Source organism: Halovivax cerinus (assembly GCF_024498195.1).
In the GTDB taxonomy this organism is placed as follows: Archaea; Halobacteriota; Halobacteria; order Halobacteriales; family Natrialbaceae; genus Halovivax; species Halovivax cerinus.
Genome location: NZ_CP101824.1, coordinates 2,236,453 through 2,257,533, shown reverse-complemented (window position 1 = coordinate 2,257,533; position 21,081 = coordinate 2,236,453). Strand labels below are relative to the sequence as shown.

Sequence of the window (21,081 nt, the reverse complement as noted above, 5' to 3'; positions counted from 1 at the left end):
CAACATGGCACGCGTACGACTCGAGAACGTCACGAAACGCTACGAGGACGTCACCGCCGTCGACGACGTCAGCCTGGCGGTCGAGGACGGCGAATTCGTCACGTTCGTCGGGCCGTCGGGCTGTGGCAAGTCGACGACGATGGAGACGGTCGCCGGACTGACCCAGCCGACCGAGGGCAGCGTCTACATCGGCGACCGCGAGGTGACGACCCTCGCACCCAAAGACCGTGGCGTCGCGATGGTCTTTCAGAACATCGCCCTGTTCCCGCACATGAACGTCTTCGAGAACATCTCCTTCGGCCTCCGGCTCAGAAAGTACGACGACGAGGAGATCGACCGCCGCGTCGAGCGGGCCGCAGAGATCGTCGAACTCGAGGGGATGCTAGAGCGGATGCCGGACGAACTCTCGGGTGGCCAGCGCCAGCGGGTGGCCATCGCCCGGGCGCTCGTGCGCAACCCGGATGTCTTCCTGATGGACGAGCCGCTGGCCAATCTCGACGCGAAACTCCGGGTCCACATGCGAACGGAACTCCAGCGGCTCCACCGCGAGCTCGACGCGACGATCATCTACGTCACGCACGACCAGGCCGAGGCGATGACGATGTCGAACCGGATCGCGGTACTGAACGAGGGCAAACTCCAGCAGATCGCCGCGCCACTCACCTGCTACAACGAGCCGACGAACCTGTTCGTCGCGGGCTTCATCGGCTCGCCCTCGATGAACTTCGTCGAGGGGACGGTCGTCGCCGACGGACTCGAGACGAAGAACTTCGACGTCCGCTTCGATCCCGAGACGATTCCCGGAGTGAGTGTGGGCGACACCGTCACGATGGGCGTTCGCCCGGAAGACGTCCACCTGTCGGGCGAGGCCGACGCGCTGGCCGACCCGACCGACGGGATCGACGCCCGGACCGACGTGATCGAGCCGATGGGCGACGAGATCTTCGTCTACCTCCTGCTCGCCGAGGACGTCACGGGGACCATGGCCGGGGACGCCACGTCCTCGCCGGATCAGTTGCTGATGAGCGTCACCCCCGACACCGAACTGGCGGCGGACCAGTCGGTCGACGTAGTGCTCGACCGGTCACAGATCCACCTGTTCGACGCCGCGTCCGGCGACGCGCTTGTCCACGGCCTCACCGAGTTCGATTCGGGGGGCGGCGATACGGGCCGGGCGGGAACGCAGGCTGACAGCTGACGGGGGCTGTCACAGCACCGTCTCCTCACCCTTTCTACTACCTGTCGAACGATCGATCAGGGTCGAGCGCCGGCGCCCGCCGCGGGCAGTTCCGGGTTCTGCACACGACAGAGCAACCGAGACGGGGGCGTGGTGGCAGGACAGTCCCTGGGCCCAGGGATTGTCAAATCTGTGGGGGTTCCGTGCAGAGTCGGTCGCGAGTGAGCGGTTGTCTGTACCCGGATGATGAGCCACCCCAGTCGCTCGCTATCCGTGAATTTACTCTCCTACTCGGTCAGGACGCGACTCCATCACCTCCCGAAGCACGTCGTGGTCCGAGAACGCCACGGTCTCGGTTCCGCAGACCTGCTGGCGCTCGTGGCCCTTCCCAGCGACGACGATGATATCTCCCGCCGTCGCCGCCGAGACGGCCAGTTCGATCGCTCGCTTGCGCGAGCCACACTCCCGAGCGTCCGGACAGCCGGTGAGAATTGCTTGTCGTATCGTCGCGGGATCCTCCGACCGCGGATTGTCGTCGGTCACGACCGCGCGGTCAGCACACTCGGCCGCGACTGCGCCCATCTCACGCCGTTTGCCCCTGTCACGGTTCCCACCACACCCGAAGACGACGACGAGATCACCCGTCGATCGCGCCTCGAAGCTCTCGAGAACGGCCCGGAGCGCGGCGGGCGTGTGGGCGTAGTCGACGAACAGTTCGACGCCCCGATGCATCCCGACGCGCTCGAGGCGGCCAGGTGGTGGCTGCAGGTCGCCGAGGTCGTCGAGTATCTCCGTGACCTCCCGGCCGGTCGCGCGTACGGCTGCGACCGCAGCACACGCGTTCTCGACCATGACGTCCCCCACCACGTCAAGCGCGACGGAGCACTGTTGCCCGTCGACCGATAGGTCTACGGTGACACCCCTCGACGAAGGGGCTGTCCCGCGAATCGAGACATCGGCATCGGCGTCCCGCCCGTAGGTCATCACGTCGACGCCACGGTCCCGACAACAGTCGAGGAGTTGCGGTGCCCGATCGTCGTCGACGTTGATGACGGCAGTACCGTCGTCGACGAGGGACTCGGTAAACAGTGAGCGTTTCGCCTCGAAGTACGTCGCCATATCATCGTGAACGTCGAGGTGATCGCGAGCGAGATTCGTGAAGACGGCCACGTCCACGTCGACGTGGTCGTACGTCACGCCGGAGAGTGCCCTGCTGTGGGCCTCCAGCGCCACGGTGTCCATGCCCTCCGCGGTGAGGCGTGTCAGAAAATCTGAAAGCGCCCGTGGGCCGACCGCGACGGATGGATCTGCCTGGCGGCCCGACGGCCGAACGAGGCCGAGACTGCCGAAACTCGCGGCCCGATGGTCGTCGCGGGTGAGCAACTGACGGCAGAACGTTGTCGTCGTCGTTTTCCCGTTCGTGCCGGTGACGGCGATGCACCTCATCGGTACACGATCGATTTACGACGCATCCGTCTCGACCGCCCGCTCGAGCGCTTCGAGCCGGGATTCGAGCGTCTCGATCCGATCCGCCTGAGCGTCGAGCGTCCGGGACTGCGCCGCAAGCGTCTCTCGTTGCGCTTCGACCCTCTCCGCCTGTGCATCGACGGTTTCGGCGTGCGATTCGATGGTTTCTTCGTGTGATTCGATCGTCTCGGCCTGGGCCGCGATCGTTTCTGACTGCTCGGCGAGCATCGCTTGCTGCTCTTTGATCGCCTCAACGAGAATCGGTGTGAAGGCGTCGTCCACGGTTCCCATCCAACCCTTGCCGTCCTCGTCGACCGCTTCGGGGAACACCCGTTCGACGTCCTGTGCGAGAAAGCCCACGTGACTGTCGTCGTCGAGTGACAGGTCCGCGTCGATGTCGTCGTCCCACTCGTAGCGGACGCCTCGTAGTTGCGTGACTGTCTCGAGTGCTCCATCGAGCGGTTCGACCCCGTGCTTGACGCGGGCGTCCGACAGCGCCGAGATGTTGCCCTGGTGTCGAATCGACCCAGTCTGGCCGTCTACCTCAACCGTCACTTCATTTTGATCGTCGTGTACTGTCACCGTGCCGGGCTGTGGGTCCTCGGACCCGTCTTCGCCACCGACATCGAGGTCCCGGATTCGACCCCTCGTCGCCGCCATCTCTCCCGAGGACACCCGATCGGCAGTAATCAGGTTCGTGCTGACCAACTTCCCGGAAAGCGTGGTGTTCCCCTGGTCCGACGAGAGGCTGATCTTGGGCCCCGCGTGTATTTCGATCGCTTCGTCTCCGTCCGGATCGAGGAACCGCAACACGCCGGCCGTGCCCGCGCCGCCGAGAGTCAACAACCCAGCCTCGCCCACTGCGGTGATGCTCGCGTCGAACCCGGGGCGTTGCACCGCCGATAGGTGAATAACGTCGTCGCCGTCCTGATTGTACATTCTGAGGTCGGCTAACGCACCGTCTTCGGTCCCCAGTCGGAGATCTCTGATCACGTTCGTCCAGTCTTTCTCGAGGATGATGTCAGCGTCTGGCATGGGTATGTATCGTCGTAGTCGCACCGATCGGTCGAGCGCTCGTCCGGCAGGCCGGCCGGTTCGGTTCGCGCTGGTTCGGGCACGCGAGTGAGCGGATCATTCGCGCTCCTCCGGATCGACCATCGCGTGCTGTTCGTCGTCCGTCTCGTCTCGTTCGTCACTCGGTCCCGCACCGCCGGTCGCTCGCTCGTTGAGCCACCACGCCGCCGCTCCGACTCCCGCAGCGCCGGCCAGCGCCCCGAATCCGGGGGTTCCGTCCCCGGCAGACGCGTCCCCGCTTTCCGACCCACCACTGTTTTCGGGCGGACCGGCCGGCTTGGGCGGATTGTACGCCCCGATTGGATCCCGCGGGGTCGGTTCGTCGGGGGTGAAGCCATCGAGGTTGAGTTGGTCGGTGAACTTGTTGTCGAACGTTCCGAACGCGTTGAAGTGTTCGTACAGCTGGTACCAGCCGAGATCGGGTTCGTCTGGTCCCGTCGTCCCCGACGCGTCGAAGTAGGGGTACTTCGTGTCGAGCTCACTGGATCGCATCGCGTTGTGTTTGCCCATGTGCGGGCGGCCGTCGAACTCGGTGACGAGGAGTCGTTCTATCTGGTTGAGCGCTGGTTCCACGACGTACTCTCGCAGTTCCTCCTTGGTCAGTGACGGAATATTCGGCGAGAGTGCCGCTTTCGTCTTGCCGTCGTTGACAGGCATCGGCAGTTCGATCATCGCCGACTTCCGGTCGAACTCCGGCGAGAGGAAGTGGTCGGTCCCCGCGGTGAACCGGATCCCGATCGGGACCGGGAAGTAGACGTTCAGGCCTTCACCGTCGGCGTTCTTGCCGGGGATCGGTCGCTCCTGTTCGATCTCGACGACTTTCTCGAGGACCGCATCGACCGCGTCGACCAGATTCTCGAGCGGGACGGCCACTTCCGTCGTGGGCGTCGGGAGGGGTGCTTCCGGCTCGTAGTACTCGTTCCCGCCGTCGCCCTCGTCGGGGAGTCGCCGGAGCGCCACGTACCACGCTGAATCCGTACGGTCGCCCACGAACGGTTTCTTCTCGGCTTCGGGATGGAAGAACCGTCGGTGGACCTGCATCGCCCGGTCCCTGTTCGGCTTGAGCGGGTGGGGCTTGTTCAGGAGACTTCTGAGGGCGTCCTGCCCGCCCGTCCCCTTCCGTTCCGGCGGCCACCGACCGTCGTGAGTGGTTGGCGGGATGTACCCTGGTTGGCCGAGGTAGCCGTGTCGACGCACCAGACAGAGCGGGTCTTGATCGACCTCGTGGTAGTCGATCGTATTCTTCGGCTCTGACTGGACCGCAGCCGTATTTAACAGGATCTGCGTGTGTCGGCTCTGCCCGGCGAACTGCTCGACGCTCGACGCAGTCCGTCCCAACTGGTCTTTCAGCGTGCTCCAGTCGACGAGGTCCGACTCCTCGCGGAGCCAGTAGTCGTCCCGAACCTCTAGCGTATAGCCGTACACGACGCCCATACAGCCGTATCCGACCACCACCGAGTGGAAGATGTCGTCGTTCTGGATGAGTTCCATCCGATGATCGCCGGTGTCCGCCTCGAACTTCTCCCGGTCCGTGATCGCGTCCTCCTCGTCCGGTTCGATCCGGTACAGACGGACGACTGGATCACCGCTTGCCGACTCGGGGACGACCGCGATTTCGACGGAGCGAACAGCGTCAGAAACGGCCTTGAGATCGATGCCGGTCCCGTGCGTGGAGGTGTTGACTGCGCCAGCGAGAGTCTGGCCGTCGAACGAGCCCATGTTCTTCAACCCCAGGCCGTTCTCGTGCAGGACGTACCGGTTGAGCCGACGCAAGAGGATACCTGCCTCGACCCGCTTGAGGTGGCGTCGCTCGGATCGATCCAGGTCGTCGCGCAGCCATCCGCCGTGATCGAGGACGTCGTTGAGTCCCTTCGGCGTCGTGAATTCGACGTCCCCCGAATTGAACCCCGGGTTGAGGTCGATAAAGTGATACTTCGGTGCCGGGGCGTTCGAGTGGGAGTGTCCGGATCCGACGGCACGGATTTCGCCGCCGTCCTCGGCCATACTCACCACCGCACCGACGACCTCCTCTTTGGTCGTCGGGGTGTGTCTGATCCGGTTGCCGTCGTAGTCAGCGTGATCACCGACCCAGTTCGTCCAGGCCTGCCTCCGATCCTCGGCGTGGGACTGATACTGCGGCGTGATCAGTTCCCGGAACGTAACGGGCACGCCGGGCAGGTTGTACGCCGTTGCGCTGTCCCGCATGGAGACGGAGCCACTACCTGGGGTAATGTCTCGGAATGAGATTCCCACGCTCGATCACCTCACCGTCCCGTAGAGAGAGGTGTCGGTCGTCGGTCGGTGAGCTGCTGCCTCGACCGCTGGCCGTATCGCTCGCTCTGTACGACTCATGCGTCGAACACCGTCACTACTCCGCTCGCCGAATCCGGACTGCCAGCGACACCGACGAGCGCGCGAGTACCGTCGAGTGCGACCGCAGTCCGGCTTCGCCTGTGGTCGTCAGGCGTCGGCGTCCCTTGCTCGTGCCACCGGCCGTCCGTCCGGGTGAGGAAGGCCGGACTGGCTCGTCCCCGCCGGCCCACCATCGCAACGTCGTCGTCCAGCGCGAGCGTCGTGCCGAACTGGTCGTCGGCCACAGGTTCGGGTGCCACCAGCGTCTGTCGGTGTCGCCATCGCCCACGGGTCCGAGTGAAGACGTGGACCGCGCCCGCATTGTCTCCCCGGTCGTTCGACTCCGTAGGCGCGCCGACGAGGAGCGTGTCGCCGTCGAGGGCGAGTGTCGTCCCGAACTCGTCACTCGGCTCAGACGCCGGTGACTGAAGCGTGGTCTGGCGAGACCAATCCCCGCCGCTGCGCTCGAACAGGGTCACCTCGCCGACCGGTACTGTGGACGACTCCCCGCGGCGTCGAGCACCGACGGCGGCCGTCTCACCGTCGAGTGCGACGGCTGTCCCGAACCGGTCTGCACCCGGGTCCGGATGCAGCGTCTGTCGTCGAACCCACGACCCGTTGGTTTGCGAGAACATGCACGCTGCACCCGATCTGAACCCCTGGTCGGTTGTGGCCGCCGGTGCGCCCACGAGGACAGTCGACCCGTCCAGTGCGATTGCGTCCCCGAACTGGTCGACGCCCGTTGCGGCCTGGCGTGTGATTGTCGTCGTTCGCTTCCAGGACCCCCCGTGGACCCTGAACACAGCGGCACGCCCCGAACGAGTCGTGCCAGCCCGCGTCGGTAGTGGATCGCCGACGAGGGCCGTCGACCCGTCGAGGGCGATCGCCGATCCGAAGTGTGTCCCGCCAGATTTCGGGGTCAGGGATGCACGGTGCACCCACGAGCCTGTCGTGCGTTCATGGACTGTCACGGACCCAACCTCGGTGCCGTCGCCCGTCCACGATGCGGGCGACCCCACGAGAGCGACATCGCCTCTCAGTGCGACATTGACCGACGTTCCGGCCAGAGAGTGAGGCACGTCCAGTTCCGCCTGCGAGGTGGCCGTTACGTCACCACTCGTGACGTAGCCGAAGACGGGAGCCACACCCAGTAGTTTCAGGAGGTCACGTCGATTCGTTCTTCGACCCGCCGTCCCGTCAATCATGGATCGGTCGGCCGATGGGGCCTGCGGGCCACGTCGCCATGTCGGCGAACGCTCACGTCCGCACCATCCCCCTGGCACTTGTGTGTTGATATACCATGCCACAACGGTTTCTACCTGATTGACTTGTATGTATCGGAGAAAATTTCCGAGTTGGTACTATTCTGCCGTGATCTGATCAAGGACGCGGCCCGGGACACGAGTGCTTGGGATCGATGTACCGATCTGGAAAGGCTGTTGGGACAGCTGTCAGCGCCGTACGGGGCCGGGTTGTCGACTGTACAAGTGACTGACTGGTGCAGGGGCCCTCGTATTTCCGTCTCGCTCACCTATCGCCGGTATGTCGAACGATCGGAGCGCGGCGAGGGAAAGCGCCAACGGGCACTCCCGCAACCAAACAGAAAACAGGGCAGAACAGCCCGAACAAACCGCGATCGATATCGAGGGCCTCGAAGTGACCTACGGCGACGGAACGGAGGCGGTACGGGGCGTCGACCTGACTGTCGGCCGCGGTGAGTTCTTCGGATTCCTCGGCCCGAACGGGGCGGGCAAGACGACGGCGATCAAAGTCTTCGCGACGCTGCTCTCGCCGACCGCCGGGCAGGTTCGCGTGAACGGGTTCGACGCCCGCGAGGAGTCGCGGAAGATCCGCGAGTCGATCGGCTACATGGCCCAGGAGACGAGCATCGATCCCGAGCTCACCGCGGAGGAGAACGTGCGATTCGCGTGCGAAGCCTACGGCGTGGCCCGTGGCGAGCGCGACGAGCGAACGGCCGAGTTGCTCGAACTCGTCGGCCTCGAATCGGTCGCCGACAAGCGTTCCGAGGGATTTTCCGGCGGGATGAAAAAGCGCCTCGACGCCGCGACGGCGCTGGTCCACCGGCCGCCGCTGGTCTTTCTCGACGAACCCACGACCGGCCTCGATCCGTCGGCGCGGAATCGGCTGTGGGAGTACTTCGAGCGGATCAACGAGCGCGGGACCACGATCTTCCTGACCACGCAGTACTTAGAAGAGGCCGACCAGCTCTGCGAGCGCCTGGCGGTGATCCTGGACGGCGAGATCGTCGCCGACGGATCGCCGGCGGACCTGAAGCGGGCGGTCGGCGGCGACGTGCTCGACATCGACGTCGGGGGCGGCGCCGACGCCCGCAGCCGCGCCGGGGCTATCGCCCGGGACTTCGACGCGTTCGACGACGCGAGCGTCGAGACGACCGAGGAGGGGATCAGCGTCACCGCGGAAACGGCTCGCGAGTTGGGGACGGATCTGCTCGTCGCGCTGCGGGACGCGGGGCTGACCGTCACCGGATTCAACGTCCGCGCGCCGACGCTGGACGACGTGTTCCTCGCGATCACCGGCGAACGGGTCGCCACCGACGCGGCGGGCGACGGGGATGGCGCGCAATGAGCACCCCGACCGCGGAGTCGACGAACGCTCGAGAGCCCCCGCGGACGACGAACACGTTTGCGGGGGACGTCTGGGTCAACTTCAAGCGCTGGAACCGCAAGGCCGTCCGGAACCCGTTCGTGCTCGTCGTCTCGCTGGCCCAGCCCGTGATCTTCCTCGTCCTGTTCACGGAGGTGTTCGGCAACGTCGCCGGCGACGCCGTCAGCCGGGGGCTTCCGGGCGTCACCTACACCACGTTCCTCGTCCCGGCGATCGCGATCCAGGTCGCCCTCGCGTCGGCGGTCACCTCCGGGATTGGCCTGGTCAACGACATCGAGAACGGCATGTTCGAGAAGGTGCTCGTCTCGCCGATGAACCGGACGGCCGTCTTCGTCGGCAAGACCGCCGCCGAGGTGGTTCGCATCGCCGTTCAGATCACGATCATCCTCGGACTGGGCGTGGCCCTCGGTGCGGAGATCACGACGGGTATCGCGGGTGCCGTCGGGATCATCGCCGTCGGGGTCGTCTTCTCGCTGTGGTTCGTCGCGTTCTCGAACTCGCTCGCAGTCCTGACGCGGGATCAGGAGTCGACGATCATCGGCGCGAACCTGTTGCAGTTCCCGCTGTTGTTCCTCTCCAGCGCGTTCCTCCCGCTATCGACGTTACCGACCTGGATCCAGGCCTTCGCCCGCCTCAACCCGGTCACCTACGGCGTCGACGCGACGCGCGCGATCATGCTCGACGAGGACGTGATGACCGTCCTCGACGTCACTGCGTTCGGCGGCGCGCTCGACACGATCCTCCCCGCCGTCGCGGTGCTCGTCGGCATCGCCGTCTTCCTGGGCGGGATCGCGGTCTACCTGCTCTCGCGGGCGACGAGTTCCGACGTCAGATGACGGGTCTGGGGCCCGTCGGATTCTATACCGGTCGTGATCGTACGTGGGCCGAGACCGATGGGACGAGAACGCCTCGAAGACGGTTCGGGACCCGACTCGAATGCGACGATGCTGCTGGACGAGTATCTGCCCGCCTTCGACGCCACCCAGGTCGAACACCGGATCGTCGACGCCGATCCCGAGACGACCTACGACGCGACGCTCGATGCGGACCTGCTGGACCTCGGACCGGTCGCCCGGCTCCTCGGGACGCTGCGGGCCGCGCCACAGGTCCTAGCCGACCGATTTCGGGGTCGCTCCAGGACGCCGCCACCCGAGCGGATGCGGTTCGCCGACGTGCCCGAGACCGACGAGTGGACGCTGCTCGCCGAATCGCCCGGCGAGGAGTACGTCTTCGGCGCAGTCGGGACCTTCTGGCAACCGTCGATCCAGTGGCAGGCCGTCGACGCGGACGCGTTCGTGGGGTTCGACGAGCCGGGGTACGCGAAACTGGCGATCGGCCTGTCCGTGCGGCCCTACGGTGACCATCGGACGCTGCTCTCCTACGAAGCCCGCACGGCGACGACGAGCGCGTCCGCGCGGCGCAACTTCCGACGCTACTGGCGCGTCATCGGGCCCTTCGCCGGCTACCTGATGCGACGAGCGCTCTCGCGCATCGAAGCCGACGCCGAGCGACGGGCGAACCGGACGACGCGACGCCCGTCCCGGAGACGCTAGCCGGACCGGCCGAACCGGGCCCGGTCGCTATTCGATCCTGCGTGACGTACCGGAACGCATGGCTCGACGGTTGCAACTAGGCGACTGGGATCCGCTCGTCGAGGAACTCCGCCGGTTCGGCGCGACCGGAGACGTGACCGCGGACGACGATTCGATTCACCTTAGTTTCGGAACCGGGTCCGTGGCGCTGGAACGGAGTGGGCACGTCAGTACGGGAATGGCTCTTCACACCTTCGAGTACGACGGCGACGTGAACATCGTCGTGGACCACGAAGCGGGATCACTCACGATAGACTCCGGAAGCGTGACCTACACGTTCAGGCGTCCTGGCGGGTGAGCTTGTGGCCGACGTCCGGCGGGGCCAGAGCCTCCACGGCCCGATTCCGTGTCGAACGTCGACGGGGCATGGTGGTGAGAGACGACCGCAGAGTCGTTCCCGCCCACTCAGTCGTCGGTCACCACGCTGTCACGTGTACTCTGGCCCCATTCGGGACCACCAGTGATCGCGCTCGGTTCGTCCGCCAGGTACAACATGATCAGCATCGTCACGACGTATTTGGTAATCACGTCGAGGGCGCTATACCCCCAGGAGGTGACCACGACGTCGAGGACGGCGAACCCTTCAACGCCGAGCGCCCACAGGACCGGATAGCCGAACCAGCCGACGACGGTGAGGAGTTTCAACGTATCGAAGATGTCCGCGGTGCCGGTCAGGTCGGCCTCTGCCGACCACTCGACCAGAATGATGTAGACGATCACCAGGAAGAACGTCGAACTCAGCGCGTACCACCACCAGCGAAGGAACAGCGCGGAGGTCGTAAGCGCAGCGGCGAGGCCGGTGAGACACATGGCGATCGTCAGCGCGACCGACGTCAGAATCTTCGTCCAGTCCGACCCCGCGATCAACCCGAGCGCGATCAGAATGAACGGGGTTGAGAACGTCCACGTTAGATAGCGCCCCCACATGATCAACACGCCGGCTTCGCCGGCCGTCGTCCGGCCGGCGGCCGGATGGCCGGGCGGCATCTCGACGATGCTCAGCGTCAGTCCCGACGTTAGCCCCGTGTAGCTCGAAATCGACACGACGGAGATGAGCAGGACCGAGACGGTGATCAACCTGGCCCGGGGATCTGACAGGCCACGAGCGAGGAAGACGATCGCGAGAATCGTCAGCCCCGCGAGAGCGATGTTCAGGACGAACGATAGCGACAGCAGGGCGTCGTCGTGGACGTATTCGAAGAGCGTCCGTTGGGTCGTCGCGCCGACGGCGGCGGCTGGGGCCGGTTGTGCCGAAAGCGTCGAGTGGAACATGTGACGGTGGACGTACACGACCATCGCTATAAAACGGCGAACCCCGTCCCACTGGAGAAACGGGCAATTACCTGGGACGGTCGCGAGTGCGTTAGTGAGCGCGTGGCGTACGACTGCCGAGAGTAGGCCGCGATCGAGGGCCGTTGCTGGAGTTAGGGGTCCTCCGACGGGCGCGCCGGATCAGCACCGCGAGAAGGGTTCAAGACCGCCCGGCCCCTATCACGAATATGAGTGTTCCCGTTCGGTACTATTGCCCCCGCTGCAAGACGATCGTCACGTTACAGCGCGCCGGCCGGCTCGCGGACAAATCCGTGACGCCGGTTCCCCTTGAGGGATGGTCCTACGCCGATATCGACGGGGACTACGAGCCGGCCGATGGCGTGCGCATCGTCTGCGGCGAGAGCCAGACCGACGGGGAGGGCTGTGGTGAGCCGTATTACCTGAACTTCGTCCGATTCGAGGCGGGGCGGGAAATCGAACCCGTTCCCGAATCCGAACGGGTCACCCTCGCGTCGGACGGGCCGCGGCGACCGAGTTCGCCCGATGAGCCGGACCAAAGCCTGTAACCCGGATTTACTACCGAACACGGTACTTCGCGCTCCCACCTTGGCGTCAGTCCGCGTCGGCGGTCGAGACGTCGCGCATCCGCGCACCGTAGTCCCAGCTGTAGACGGTCGCCGGCTCGATCTGGATTCGGACCTCTTCGCGCTCGTCGTCGAGCAATCGCTTCGCGAGCGACGAGTCGGTGTCACCGAGATAGCGCACCACGAGGTCACGAAGCGTCTCCCTCGCCCCGTCCGTCGAGATGGTCGCGGTTCCGTTGCCTCTGATTCCGCGGTACGGAACCCGATTCGTCGAGACGTCGACGGCCACCGACGGCTCATTGCGCAGAAAGCCCACGACGTCCGCGTCGGCTTGCGTCGCACACTCGAACGCGCCGTCGCGGTAGCGATACCACAACGTGACGACCCACAGCGAGTCGTCCGGCCGGGTGGTGGCTAGCCGGATCGGGATCGTCGTCTCCTGCAGGAAGTTCTCCACATCGCCCGCTGTCCACGGTCCGCGGAATTCGGTCATGCGGCCTCCCGACACCGAGCAGGCAGAAAAAACGCTCCCGGGTGTCCCAGCCGCGACGTGACGCTGCCAGCCACGGCGACTCAGATCGGCGAGGTCAGCGTCCCGACGTAGACCTGCCAGGCCAGCGCCGACTTCGCGACGAGACTCAGGAGGATGTAGACCCGCTCGCCGAAGAGGTATCGCCGCCAGCGCCATGTCTCCCGGTACTGCAGGATCATGTTGATGGCGAAGAGGTTGAAGAACACGAAAATGGAGACGTAGATGTAGATGACGAAGTCCGGAACGTCGCCGTCGCCGGCGACGACGGAGCCGACGAGGACGATCGCGATGACCACCCACGGGACCGCGCCGGCAACCACACCGACGTTGAACGCCGTCCAGTCGGGTCGGTCGGTCAGTTCGTTGTGCCGTTCCATCACCAGCCCGCAGAGGTTCATCACGGCGACGAGGCCGAACAGGGCGACCAGGGTCCCTAGATCCCAGATACCGGCGAGCATCCCGATGACGACGATCATCAGCGATGCGCTGAGCGCGTACTCGTACCACCGGTAGGGGTTCGTCCCTCGTTCCAGGTAGCGGACGTACGCGTCGTAGCGAACCGTGGCGACGATCGTGTGCGCGATCGCCGAGAGGAAGAGAAAGCCGGCGACGAGCAGCGGGAGCGGGACTTCGACCAACTGCACCGTCGTCGGCGCGAGGGACTCCGTCGCGACGTCGAACTCGTAGCGGGTCCGGGTGATCGGCCACTGGATCGATTCGGCAAAGACGACCATCAGTGCGCCCTGTACGAAGTGCAGGACGGCCATCACGGCGTTCCAGCGCCGGAGACGGCGGTACCGGGGCTGGGCCCGGAGCGGCGTCGACGACTCCGATTCCGGCGAAGCGTCCGTCGATTCGGATGGCGAGGCTGTAGACGAGGACATCTCGACGCCAGACTGTACGAGCCCCGCGGGCGTATAGTGGGGGGACGGTACCGGAACTACGGTGGCTGTATGTGTTCCTTACGGGGAGTTCACCGACCCGTCGCCGAGACTGCGTTCGACCGCACGCTCGACGTGTAAGGCCGTGGTGTCGTACAGGGGAACGTCGGGGCGATCGGCCTGCGAGACGAGCAACTCGATCTCGGTGCAGCCAAGGACGACCCCCTCAGCCCCACGCTCGACCAGTCGGTCGACGATCTCCAGATAGCGCTCCCTGGAGTCGGCCAGCACCTCGCCGTGGGTCAACTCTTCGAAGATGATCCGGTCGACCGCCTCCCGGTCGTCTGCGTCGGGAACGAGCGTCTCGATGCCGTGGTCGGCGAACCGATCCCGGTAGAAGTCTCCCTCCATTACGGCTGCGGTCCCAAGCACGCCGACCGTCTGGAGCCCGTCGGCCCGGATCGCCTCGGCCGCGACGTCGACGATGTGGACGAACGGTATCGAGAGGGCATCGACCAGTCGGGGCGCGACGCGGTGCATCGTGTTCGTCGCCATGACGACGAAGTCCGCCCCGGCGGCTTCGAGATCGATCGCGGCGTCGACGAGCATATCGCCAGCCCGGTCCCACCGCTCGGTCCGGATGCAGCGTTCGATTGCGGCGAAGTTGATGCTACGAATAACGAGGTCGCCCGCGTTGTGGCCGCCCAGTTCGTCGTTGATTCCCTCGTCGATTTGGCGGTAGTACTCCCGCGTCGACTCGCTGCTCATGCCGCCGAGGATCCCCACCGTCGCGATGTCGTGGGAATCTCCTGTCTCGAGACTCATTGCTCTCTCCAGTTCGTTTCTCGCGAGATACTATATATCTCCGACCGGATAGCAGTCTGTCGATTGGATACGCAGCGGATACTCGAGTGAACTGCCTGAAGGACGGATAGAACTTCGTCCGCGTCAATTTCACCCGGTAGGGAGCACTCGACGGGTTTTGCCCATCTGTACCGATCCCGTCGGTCCCGAGCATTGAATAGCACGTATACCAGAGTATACAGTAATGAGCAAGTCGATGCGGATCTCCGAAGAATTTCACGAGTACATCGCATCACACAAGCGCGACGAGGAGACGATGGAGGACACGCTTCGTCGACTCATCGGCGGTCCACACCCTGAAGCGGTCGCGGGGATCCTGTCGAGCGAAACGGCGGAGACCATGCGATCGAAGCTGGATGCGAAACGCGAGGCCGACATCGCCGAGAAACGCGAAATGCGGGAGCGATTCGAGTGATTCTCGACACCTCGTTTCTGATCGATCTGTTCGACGGGTGCCAGGACGCTTTCGAGAAGGGGCTCGAATTCTCGGAATCAGGAACGATCCAGCGCGTTCCATCACCCGTAGTGATGGAACTGTCGTACGGTGCTGGTTTCGGTGACGAGTCGGAACGGCGCAACCTGCAGAACGCGCTCCGAATGTACCCCGTCGTCGAACAAAACGAACAGATCGCCCGACGGGCGGGGCAATTACTGGCGACTGCCGACATCGAGGCCGGTGGGGAAAGCGGCCTCGGCAAAGTCGATCCTATGGTGGCTGCCGTGGCGGACCAGTACGAGGAACCGGTCTGTACGGCGAACGTCCGAGATTTCGAGCGGCTGGGTGTCGACGTCGAGCGGTACTGAGACACGGCGGTCTGAAAGTTGTCCGAGACGATCCCGCACACGAGCGTCTCCTGTACACAACTGCCTACTGCGCCGTCGAGATGATTTCTACGACGTCGCGGTGATCCAACACGGTGTCGGCGCCGACCTGGCGGTCGTCGCGACAGTCGATCCCGTGGAGGAAGCCGTCGCCGATGTCGGAGTGGAGGTGGTAGGCGAAGTCCTCGGCGGTCGCGTCCGCGGGCAGGAGGAAGCAGTCGCGGAAGGGGCCCTTCGTCCAGTTGCCCGAGGCCGTGCCAGGGAAGACGGCCTTCAGGTCGAGAACGTCGAAGATGGCGGTTTCGAGCGCTTGCTGGACGCCGATCCCGTCGAAGGCGTCGACGAACTCACGGATCTGCTCGAGACCGGCCTCCTGCTCGGCGGGGAGGTCCGCTGCAGTGATCGTAAACTCGGCCTCGCCGGGCGTGTACTCGAGTACACCCTGCTCCGTCGCGTTCTTCAGCGCCTTCTCGGCGTGGGCGGAGACGGGGACGAATTCCAGGTGGTCGTAGGCGGGGTCGGTCGTGATCTCGTCCCAGTTGTCCTGGGCGGCCGGGGTGTCCATCTTGTTCGCCGCGATGGTCATCGGCTTCGTTCGCTTTCGGATCTCGGTCGCGAGGGCCGCACGCTCGGCTTCGTCCCACTCCAGCGGGGCGACGGGCAGGTCGATCGCGAGGATCGTCTGCTTGATCTCGGCCGGCGAGATGCCGAAGGCCGAGAGTTGTTCGCCGAGGACCGCCTCGGGGTCGATGTCATCGACGTGTTTGTCGGCGTACCGCTGGACTCCCTTCTCCAGAATACCGGTGTACCACGCGTCGAGTTCGTCTTCCAGAAATTCGATGTCTTCGCGCGGATCGTGGTCCTCGGTCGCCTCGCCCTCGCTGTCGGTCGTCCCGGAGAAGTCGACGACGTGGATCAGGACGTCCGTCTCGTTCAGGTCGGTGAGGAACTGGTTTCCGAGGCCGCGGCCCTCGTGGGCTCCTGGAACCAGCCCGGCGACGTCGACCAGTTTGACCGGGACGAACCGGGTGCCGTCCTCGCAGACGCCGACCGACGGCTGGCAGGACTCGTCGAACTCCGGCGCAGCGCAGGGCGTTCGCACGTACGCCTTGCCGATACTGGGGTCGATCGTCGTGAACGGGTAGGCCCCTTCGGGCACGTCGTTCATCGTCGCGGCGTTGAACAGCGTCGACTTGCCCACGGAGGGCTTGCCGACCAGACCGATCCGGTAACTCATTGGCGGATCGAGGGAGTCGGCGCCTAAACGGGTTTCGAGGCGCGTGCGCCCGTGTGAGGAGGTCTCAGGGGACACGAGACGGTCCATCGCCCGCCCGAGGCAAACCGCGCGGGCTTCGGTACCGCTACAATCGGGCGAGCGTCGAGAGCGTGCGCTGCCAGGCACGCGTAGCGGCTCGCGCGTTCGCCGCGTTCGTCCCGCCGAATTCGTGGGTCGCCGTCGGATCCGTCGTGCCGTCGAACCGGTAGGGGACGCGGATCGCGTGGCCGGCGTCGGGATTCTCGAGGTGTTCGACCCGCCAGGGATGGTCGCGATTCGCGAGTCGGGCGGCTGCACGGGATGCCATCTCGGCCGAGGGCCAGAGCGTGTCTCGTCCGCCCGAGACCAGGAGTACCGGTCCCTCGATTCGCTCGACCGGGATCGCGGCCGCGTCGCGTTCGGCCGCGCTCGCTCGTTCGAGGGCGAGTCGGGGCGGATTCGGCCCCACGTTGCCGAGCGGGTCGTCTATCTCGTCCGTCGCGACGTGTTTCTCGATGCGGAGGTACGGAAGGGGGTCGCCGTCGAGCGTCCACGTCGGCTGGTTCGGTCCCACGCCCGCCATCCACGACGGACCCTGCCAGCGGAAGCAACTGGGGACGTACGCGACCACGGCCCCGAACGCGTCGAACCGCGCGCCGACGACGAGCGAGGCCTCGCCGCCCCGTGAGAAGCCGACGACGCCGACCCGATCGCCGGCGACGTCCGGTCGGTCCAGCAGCCAGTCGGCGGCGTCGCGGAACTCCTCCAGCGGAACGTCGACCAGGGCGTCGCGCGTCCCGGGCGCTCCGAAGTACTCCACGCAGCAGACGGTGTAGCCGTGCTCGGCGAGCATGGCTGCGTAGGTCCCTTCGTAGCCGCGCGCCCCGCCGCCCCCGTGAAGGACCAGGACGCCCGGGTGCGGCCCGTCGCCGAGCCCGTGAAAGAGCCGCCCGCAGACGCCATCCGTCCGGACCGTTTCGCTGGGAACGAACGTCTCGTCCATACGGCTTCTCGCTCAGGGTGCGTGTTCAAGGCTCGGATCGAGGCCGAGCGTGGCGGTCGATCGCAGGATCGGAATTCGTATCGCTCGCACTCGGCACCCCGTTGCGCTTCGCACGCAACATCCAAAGCGGTTAGTCGCGCTGATCCATTGCTGGCGGTATGTCCGGTATCGTCTTCTTCGGCACCGAATCGCTCGAAACCGTCGTCGACTTCTACGTCGAACGCGTCGGTGCCGAGCGCTGGCTCGAACAACCCGACTGTACGATCCTGCGCTACGACACCATGCTGTTCGGTTTTTGCGATCGCGATTCGGCCGACACTGGTGGGACCATCACGTTCGTCGTCGACTCGAAAGCGGGTGTCGACGCGCTCTACGACCGACTCGCCGACGTCGCGCGCGAGGAGCCCGTCGAGAACGAGCGCTACGAGATCTACCAGTTCTTCGCCGAGGATCCGGAGGGACGCACCGTCGAGTTCCAGACGTTCTTACACGAGACCGAGCCGGTGTGAACGAGTCGGTCTCCAGGTGAACTGCGAGAGCTGCGCGAACCGGTCCCCGACTCACTCGCGTTCGGTCGGATCTGACCACCAGCCGTCGCTGGTCTCGAGTTGGTCGAGTTGCTCGCACCAGTTACGTTCGTCGCTGACCCAGAGAGCACTGTAGTCGAAGTTACCGATCGAGCGGACGCACTGGCTGCCGTCCGGGATCGTCTCCCCTGGGTCGACGTCGGTCAGTTCGTGCCACCAGGTGCGAACCGCCTGCGTCCAGGGCGTCCCGGAATCGAGTTCGCGCCACCGGACGAGTAACCGATCTGACCGAATCTCCGGATCGCCGGTGACGGTGAGCGTGAGTTCGTCGTCCAGGCCGCTGTAGTCCGACGAGATGGACTGAGATGGTTCCTCGGGGACCGGTCCGGCGTCTTTCTCCGACGAGCCGCCGTCGATCGTATCCGGATCCAGAGCGACGTGTGGAATCTCGTGCTCGCCGGTCTCCGGGATGGAGAGCGGACCCGACCCCTCCAGACACTCCCCGACGTCGATCTCCTCGTCGTCGAAGACGTACTGCGTGTCGCCGACGCTGAGACTGGCGAAGCCGGTTCCGTCGTCGATAACCACGCGGGTCGAGTACGACTGCCGGACGACGGTCCCACGGACGTGGTAGCGCTCGTCCGTCACCCGATCGGCCTCCGTGTAGCCGGAGAGGTCCATATCGATCTCGGCGATTCGATCGTCACCGGGCGTACACTCACCGATTCCGAGCGCACTCGTACACCCCGCGGTCGAACCGATCGCGGTCGTTCCCGCCATCGCCAGGACGGCTCGTCGTCGCATGACGTGTAATCGTGGGACCACGATAGTAATTGTTTCTACGATGAAAGTATCCGCTACATCGGGCCGGGTCGGCACTTACGTACTCGTGACCAGCATCGATCGTGGCACAGGACAGTCCCTGTGAACGACGGCGAACTCGTCCCATCGCCCGACGAGTACCACAACTACTCGGTGTGTCCGTCCCACCGATCGACACGTACTTACTACTGTTCGCGTCAACTACTCGAACCGTACATGCACCTCGATCGCCCGACTCGGATCGCAAGCGCCTGCGGCCTGGTCGGCGGGGTTGCCAATAGTCTCCTCGTCTACGCGCTGCTCACCCGCTACGAGTACGACGCCGTCGTCCCAGACGCAGTCGGTCCTGCCGTCCTGATCGGACCGTTCGTCCTCGGGTTCGTTCCGCTCGCGCTTTCGGTCTACACGCGACTGATCGCGCCTGGCGTCGGCCTGATCGGCCTCGCGTCCGCGGTTGGCCGCCTCGAGGTGACCACGCCAGAGCCCGAACTGGTCGGCGAGCTGGGCGGACACCGGATCCTCGACGGGTCGTTTCACGCGCTGTCGTACGCTCGCTCGTGGCACGTCTGGCTCTCGCTGCTCGTCGTCGCTGGCATCGCCGAGTTCGCGGTCAGAGGCGGCTACGGACTCGGCGACGCTCGGCTCCAGCGGTTACCACGCTTCCCGCTTCCCCGCTCTACCGACATCATCCTCGTGAGCATCGGAAGTGGGCTCGTCGGAACGGCGACGGTCGGGTTGCTCGTCCAGAGCACCGACTGGGGTGGTCTCGGCGCGGCGCTCGGCGGCGGATTCACCGCGCTGGCGACGGCGGTTGCCCTCGGCGCCCTCCTCCAGTGGGGTCTCCTCGCACCGCTGCTCCTCTACGCGTGGTACGTGCCGATCGCGCTGCGCGCCGAGGTGTTTTCGTCCCCCGATAGCGGGGTTCACTTCATCGTCGTCGGCGGGCTCGGCGTCGTCTCAGTGGCCGTCGCCGCCCTGGAATTCCTCCTGCGGTCCGCCCTCCTGGGATGGGACGGCGGCCGATTCTCGGGCGATGGGGGCTCTGACACGACTACAGCGGGCGGTCAGTAGCGGAGGATGGAGCGATCGATGGCGATTCGACGGCGTCTCGGTCCGTCGCCGTACCCTCTAGCGGCTCCCCAAGCAGACGAAACGAGGTGCATAAGGCCGAACGGGCCGGAACGAGATGCACACGATGTGGTACGTACTCGTTCTCGCCGGCCTGTTCGAGATCGTCTGGGCCATCGGTCTCCAGTACACGGAGGGGTTTACGAAACCGGTTCCGACGGTCCTAACCCTCGTCGCGCTCGCCATCAGTATGGTACTTCTCGCGCGAGCGGTGACCGAACTCCCGATCGGGACGGCTTACGCGGTCTGGACGGGAATCGGCGCGGTCGGGACCGCGACGCTCGGCGTCGTCCTCTTCGACGAGCCCGCGACGCTCGCCAGAGCCGGCTTCATCGGGCTCATCGTCGTCGGAATCGTCGGCCTCCACCTGGTCGGTGGACACTGACGAGCGTTCGGCGGACTCTGACGCGCGGTCTGTGAACACCGACGACCGGCCGACAGCGAACGGTCCGAGGCGATCGAGTCGCGAACCGACTCACTCGCTGACCCGTTCGAGGGCGAGTTCGATCGCACCGAGCGAGGCGTCCACGTTCGACGGGTTCACGCGCAAGAGTCCGTGTGGCTCGTAGGACGACGAGTACTCGAACAGGCGGTTCACCTTCTCCCGTGGGACCCGGATCTTCGCGACGTCCGAGAGGGTGTAGAGCATGGTGAACGCGTCGTCGGCATCGAAGGCGTCGCTCGCCCACTCCGCCTCGTCCGCGAGCGTGCGTTCGACGCGACCGGTTGCGACGTACGCTCCATCCTGGTAGAACAGGACGAGGTCAGCCTCGGCCAGCTTTTCGAAGTTCGATTCGTTTCGAGAACCGGCGCTCACGCCCCAGAAGCGGACCGCTCCGCCATCGGCCAGCCCGTCCGGGTGGTCGGGATAGTCGGCGAGATCGACGGACGATGCGACCGTTTCGTCGAAAGTCGGCGACTCACACCGCGCGAGAAATACGTTCGACATGTAGCACTCCGGATGGCCACACCGAGTCGTATTAAATACCGTGGTGAGCGACACCCGCGGGATGGCCACCATCCGGGACGTGGCGACCGACACTCGGTGGCAGGTCCGTGGCATCCTCCCCGTCCTGACGGACG

At 65.4% G+C, this 21,081-nt stretch carries 23 protein-coding genes and 1 pseudogene; 11 read left to right on the top strand and 13 right to left on the bottom strand.

Features of this window, described 5'->3' with window-relative positions:
- The first annotated feature begins 4 nt into the window (after nucleotides 1-4).
- On the top strand, nucleotides 5-1,198 hold the full coding sequence (locus tag NO366_RS10540; protein WP_256530753.1) for an ABC transporter ATP-binding protein: 1,194 nt from the start codon (nucleotides 5-7) through the stop codon (nucleotides 1,196-1,198).
- A gap of 258 nt (nucleotides 1,199-1,456) precedes the next feature.
- On the opposite strand, the gene NO366_RS10535 is transcribed toward NO366_RS10540, so the two are convergent.
- The 5 genes and pseudogenes from NO366_RS10535 to NO366_RS18650 all read right to left on the bottom strand — a co-directional run.
- Entirely contained in the window at nucleotides 1,457-2,623 is a 1,167-nt protein-coding gene (locus tag NO366_RS10535) for a Mur ligase family protein (protein WP_256530752.1), read from the bottom strand.
- 15 nt (nucleotides 2,624-2,638) lie between these two features.
- Nucleotides 2,639-3,679 (bottom strand): tail fiber domain-containing protein, encoded by a 1,041-nt coding sequence (locus NO366_RS10530; RefSeq protein WP_256530751.1) that lies wholly within the window; start codon nucleotides 3,677-3,679, stop codon nucleotides 2,639-2,641.
- A 96-nt stretch (nucleotides 3,680-3,775) separates the two neighbouring features.
- Nucleotides 3,776-5,971 (bottom strand): FAD-binding oxidoreductase, encoded by a 2,196-nt coding sequence (locus NO366_RS10525; RefSeq protein WP_256530750.1) that lies wholly within the window; start codon nucleotides 5,969-5,971, stop codon nucleotides 3,776-3,778.
- Nucleotides 5,972-6,066: 95 nt separating this feature from the next.
- Nucleotides 6,067-6,705 (bottom strand): FG-GAP repeat protein, encoded by a 639-nt coding sequence (locus NO366_RS10520; RefSeq protein WP_256530749.1) that lies wholly within the window; start codon nucleotides 6,703-6,705, stop codon nucleotides 6,067-6,069.
- 15 nt (nucleotides 6,706-6,720) lie between these two features.
- A pseudogene (locus NO366_RS18650) lies at nucleotides 6,721-7,275 on the bottom strand (hypothetical protein); the annotation flags it as partial.
- 337 nt (nucleotides 7,276-7,612) lie between these two features.
- Here NO366_RS18650 and NO366_RS10515 point away from each other — a divergent pair.
- From NO366_RS10515 to NO366_RS10500, 4 genes are read left to right on the top strand one after another with little or no spacing between them, the layout of a single operon-like run.
- Entirely contained in the window at nucleotides 7,613-8,677 is a 1,065-nt protein-coding gene (locus NO366_RS10515; RefSeq protein WP_256530748.1) for an ABC transporter ATP-binding protein, read from the top strand.
- Nucleotides 8,674-9,552 carry an ABC transporter permease gene (locus NO366_RS10510; protein ID WP_256530747.1) on the top strand — a complete coding sequence of 293 codons (879 nt, stop codon included), beginning with the start codon at nucleotides 8,674-8,676 and terminating at the stop codon, nucleotides 9,550-9,552. Before NO366_RS10515 ends, NO366_RS10510 begins: the two co-directional genes overlap by 4 nt.
- A gap of 57 nt (nucleotides 9,553-9,609) precedes the next feature.
- A complete protein-coding gene (locus NO366_RS10505) occupies nucleotides 9,610-10,269 on the top strand; it encodes a hypothetical protein (protein WP_256530746.1) in 660 nt (219 codons plus the stop codon).
- 58 nt (nucleotides 10,270-10,327) lie between these two features.
- Nucleotides 10,328-10,606, top strand: coding sequence for a hypothetical protein (locus NO366_RS10500; RefSeq protein ID WP_256530745.1), 279 nt, complete (start codon nucleotides 10,328-10,330; stop codon nucleotides 10,604-10,606).
- Nucleotides 10,607-10,713: 107 nt separating this feature from the next.
- Here the strand turns inward: NO366_RS10500 and NO366_RS10495 are convergent, their stop codons facing one another.
- Nucleotides 10,714-11,580, bottom strand: coding sequence for a bacteriorhodopsin (locus tag NO366_RS10495; protein WP_256534022.1), 867 nt, complete (start codon nucleotides 11,578-11,580; stop codon nucleotides 10,714-10,716).
- Between the two features lie 227 nt (nucleotides 11,581-11,807).
- On the opposite strand from NO366_RS10495, the gene NO366_RS10490 reads away from it, so the two are divergent.
- Nucleotides 11,808-12,146, top strand: coding sequence for a DUF7969 family protein (locus NO366_RS10490; RefSeq protein ID WP_256530744.1), 339 nt, complete (start codon nucleotides 11,808-11,810; stop codon nucleotides 12,144-12,146).
- Between the two features lie 46 nt (nucleotides 12,147-12,192).
- Here the strand turns inward: NO366_RS10490 and NO366_RS10485 are convergent, their stop codons facing one another.
- The 3 genes from NO366_RS10485 to NO366_RS10475 all read right to left on the bottom strand — a co-directional run bounded on the left by NO366_RS10485 (nucleotide 12,193) and on the right by NO366_RS10475 (nucleotide 14,402).
- Nucleotides 12,193-12,657, bottom strand: a complete 465-nt coding sequence (locus NO366_RS10485) for a pyridoxamine 5'-phosphate oxidase family protein (protein ID WP_256530743.1) — start codon at nucleotides 12,655-12,657, stop codon at nucleotides 12,193-12,195.
- Between the two features lie 80 nt (nucleotides 12,658-12,737).
- Nucleotides 12,738-13,580 carry a heliorhodopsin HeR gene (heR, locus tag NO366_RS10480; RefSeq protein WP_256530742.1) on the bottom strand — a complete coding sequence of 281 codons (843 nt, stop codon included), beginning with the start codon at nucleotides 13,578-13,580 and terminating at the stop codon, nucleotides 12,738-12,740.
- A 78-nt stretch (nucleotides 13,581-13,658) separates the two neighbouring features.
- Entirely contained in the window at nucleotides 13,659-14,402 is a 744-nt protein-coding gene (locus NO366_RS10475; protein ID WP_256530741.1) for an aspartate/glutamate racemase family protein, read from the bottom strand.
- A gap of 223 nt (nucleotides 14,403-14,625) precedes the next feature.
- On the opposite strand from NO366_RS10475, the gene NO366_RS10470 reads away from it, so the two are divergent.
- Complete coding sequence (locus NO366_RS10470; RefSeq protein ID WP_256530740.1) at nucleotides 14,626-14,856, top strand: hypothetical protein; 231 nt, start codon at nucleotides 14,626-14,628, stop codon at nucleotides 14,854-14,856.
- On the top strand, nucleotides 14,853-15,245 hold the full coding sequence (locus NO366_RS10465; RefSeq protein WP_256530739.1) for a PIN domain-containing protein: 393 nt from the start codon (nucleotides 14,853-14,855) through the stop codon (nucleotides 15,243-15,245). The genes NO366_RS10470 and NO366_RS10465 overlap by 4 nt, the downstream gene beginning before the upstream one ends.
- Before the next feature lie 64 nt (nucleotides 15,246-15,309).
- Here the strand turns inward: NO366_RS10465 and NO366_RS10460 are convergent, their stop codons facing one another.
- The gene (locus NO366_RS10460) at nucleotides 15,310-16,500 is read right to left on the bottom strand and encodes a redox-regulated ATPase YchF (protein WP_256530738.1); all 1,191 of its coding nucleotides are present in this window, start codon (nucleotides 16,498-16,500) and stop codon (nucleotides 15,310-15,312) included.
- A 124-nt stretch (nucleotides 16,501-16,624) separates the two neighbouring features.
- Nucleotides 16,625-17,521, bottom strand: a complete 897-nt coding sequence (locus tag NO366_RS10455) for an acyl-CoA thioester hydrolase/BAAT C-terminal domain-containing protein (protein ID WP_256530737.1) — start codon at nucleotides 17,519-17,521, stop codon at nucleotides 16,625-16,627.
- Nucleotides 17,522-17,679: 158 nt separating this feature from the next.
- Between NO366_RS10455 and NO366_RS10450 the strand changes: the two genes are divergently transcribed.
- The gene (locus tag NO366_RS10450; protein ID WP_256530736.1) at nucleotides 17,680-18,030 is read left to right on the top strand and encodes a VOC family protein; all 351 of its coding nucleotides are present in this window, start codon (nucleotides 17,680-17,682) and stop codon (nucleotides 18,028-18,030) included.
- A 51-nt stretch (nucleotides 18,031-18,081) separates the two neighbouring features.
- Here the strand turns inward: NO366_RS10450 and NO366_RS10445 are convergent, their stop codons facing one another.
- Complete coding sequence (locus tag NO366_RS10445) at nucleotides 18,082-18,852, bottom strand: hypothetical protein (protein WP_256530735.1); 771 nt, start codon at nucleotides 18,850-18,852, stop codon at nucleotides 18,082-18,084.
- Nucleotides 18,853-18,972: 120 nt separating this feature from the next.
- On the opposite strand from NO366_RS10445, the gene NO366_RS10440 reads away from it, so the two are divergent.
- On the top strand, nucleotides 18,973-19,941 hold the full coding sequence (locus NO366_RS10440; protein WP_256530734.1) for a hypothetical protein: 969 nt from the start codon (nucleotides 18,973-18,975) through the stop codon (nucleotides 19,939-19,941).
- 124 nt (nucleotides 19,942-20,065) lie between these two features.
- A complete protein-coding gene (gene sugE, locus NO366_RS10435) occupies nucleotides 20,066-20,383 on the top strand; it encodes a quaternary ammonium compound efflux SMR transporter SugE (RefSeq protein WP_256534021.1) in 318 nt (105 codons plus the stop codon).
- A 90-nt stretch (nucleotides 20,384-20,473) separates the two neighbouring features.
- Here the strand turns inward: sugE and NO366_RS10430 are convergent, their stop codons facing one another.
- Entirely contained in the window at nucleotides 20,474-20,947 is a 474-nt protein-coding gene (locus NO366_RS10430) for a hypothetical protein (RefSeq protein ID WP_256530733.1), read from the bottom strand.
- Between the last annotated feature and the right edge of the window lie 134 nt (nucleotides 20,948-21,081).

What these genes read in the sequence shown, in the direction of transcription:
- NO366_RS10450 (WP_256530736.1), top strand. Translation starts at nt 17,680, where the DNA reads ATGTCCGGTATCGTCTTCTTCGGCACCGAATCGCTCGAAACCGTCGTC.
- NO366_RS10530 (WP_256530751.1), bottom strand. Translation starts at nt 3,679, where the DNA reads ATGCCAGACGCTGACATCATCCTCGAGAAAGACTGGACGAACGTGATC.
- NO366_RS10505 (WP_256530746.1), top strand. Translation starts at nt 9,610, where the DNA reads ATGGGACGAGAACGCCTCGAAGACGGTTCGGGACCCGACTCGAATGCG.
- NO366_RS10475 (WP_256530741.1), bottom strand. Translation starts at nt 14,402, where the DNA reads ATGAGTCTCGAGACAGGAGATTCCCACGACATCGCGACGGTGGGGATC.
- NO366_RS10470 (WP_256530740.1), top strand. Translation starts at nt 14,626, where the DNA reads ATGAGCAAGTCGATGCGGATCTCCGAAGAATTTCACGAGTACATCGCA.
- NO366_RS10495 (WP_256534022.1), bottom strand. Translation starts at nt 11,580, where the DNA reads ATGTTCCACTCGACGCTTTCGGCACAACCGGCCCCAGCCGCCGCCGTC.
- sugE (WP_256534021.1), top strand. Translation starts at nt 20,066, where the DNA reads ATGTGGTACGTACTCGTTCTCGCCGGCCTGTTCGAGATCGTCTGGGCC.
- NO366_RS10535 (WP_256530752.1), bottom strand. Translation starts at nt 2,623, where the DNA reads ATGAGGTGCATCGCCGTCACCGGCACGAACGGGAAAACGACGACGACA.
- NO366_RS10515 (WP_256530748.1), top strand. Translation starts at nt 7,613, where the DNA reads ATGTCGAACGATCGGAGCGCGGCGAGGGAAAGCGCCAACGGGCACTCC.
- NO366_RS10520 (WP_256530749.1), bottom strand. Translation starts at nt 6,705, where the DNA reads ATGTTCTCGCAAACCAACGGGTCGTGGGTTCGACGACAGACGCTGCAT.
- NO366_RS10455 (WP_256530737.1), bottom strand. Translation starts at nt 17,521, where the DNA reads ATGGACGAGACGTTCGTTCCCAGCGAAACGGTCCGGACGGATGGCGTC.
- NO366_RS10445 (WP_256530735.1), bottom strand. Translation starts at nt 18,852, where the DNA reads ATGCGACGACGAGCCGTCCTGGCGATGGCGGGAACGACCGCGATCGGT.
- heR (WP_256530742.1), bottom strand. Translation starts at nt 13,580, where the DNA reads ATGTCCTCGTCTACAGCCTCGCCATCCGAATCGACGGACGCTTCGCCG.
- NO366_RS10490 (WP_256530744.1), top strand. Translation starts at nt 11,808, where the DNA reads ATGAGTGTTCCCGTTCGGTACTATTGCCCCCGCTGCAAGACGATCGTC.
- NO366_RS10510 (WP_256530747.1), top strand. Translation starts at nt 8,674, where the DNA reads ATGAGCACCCCGACCGCGGAGTCGACGAACGCTCGAGAGCCCCCGCGG.
- NO366_RS10430 (WP_256530733.1), bottom strand. Translation starts at nt 20,947, where the DNA reads ATGTCGAACGTATTTCTCGCGCGGTGTGAGTCGCCGACTTTCGACGAA.
- NO366_RS10540 (WP_256530753.1), top strand. Translation starts at nt 5, where the DNA reads ATGGCACGCGTACGACTCGAGAACGTCACGAAACGCTACGAGGACGTC.
- NO366_RS10500 (WP_256530745.1), top strand. Translation starts at nt 10,328, where the DNA reads ATGGCTCGACGGTTGCAACTAGGCGACTGGGATCCGCTCGTCGAGGAA.
- NO366_RS10485 (WP_256530743.1), bottom strand. Translation starts at nt 12,657, where the DNA reads ATGACCGAATTCCGCGGACCGTGGACAGCGGGCGATGTGGAGAACTTC.
- NO366_RS10460 (WP_256530738.1), bottom strand. Translation starts at nt 16,500, where the DNA reads ATGAGTTACCGGATCGGTCTGGTCGGCAAGCCCTCCGTGGGCAAGTCG.